The sequence below is a fragment of the Pseudomonas sp. Ant30-3 genome (genome assembly GCF_000690905.1).
Taxonomy (GTDB): domain Bacteria; phylum Pseudomonadota; class Gammaproteobacteria; order Pseudomonadales; family Pseudomonadaceae; genus Aquipseudomonas.
The window spans coordinates 1-449 of sequence record NZ_JMCL01000251.1; the positions used below are offsets into that span (position 1 = coordinate 1).

The 449-nt window shown below is 63.5% G+C and carries 1 protein-coding gene; it reads right to left on the reverse strand.

Translation table 11 applies throughout. The features are described 5' to 3' along the window. A partial coding sequence (locus DU29_RS01000000130805; protein ID WP_033051160.1) for an efflux RND transporter permease subunit occupies positions 1–449 on the reverse strand: 449 nt, incomplete at both ends.

The following is a 449-nucleotide window of genomic DNA, read 5'->3' on the forward strand; positions in this document are numbered from 1 at the left end:
GCACGGCTTCGACCACATCGCCGGCGGTCATACCCAGCGCCGCAATTTTGTCGGGGTCCAGCCATAAGCGCATGGCGTAGTCGCCAGAGCCGTTGATCGTGGCATCGCCCACCCCCTGGATGCGTGCCAACTCGTCGCGTACATGGAGCACGGCATAGTTGCGCAGGTACAGCGCGTCATAGCGATCGCCCGGCGAGCGCAACTGCACGACCAGCGTTTCGTTGGGGGACTGTTTGACGGTCACCACACCTTGCTGGCGCACCGCTTCGGGAAGACGCGGCTCTGCCTGGGCGACACGGTTCTGTACCTTGACCTGGGCGTCGTCGGGATCGGTGCCAGGACGGAAGGTGACGGTCAGCACCAACACGCCATCACTACCGGCCACGGACTTCATGTAGAGCATGTTTTCCACGCCGGTGATGGATGCCTCCAGTGGTGCGGCTACCGTG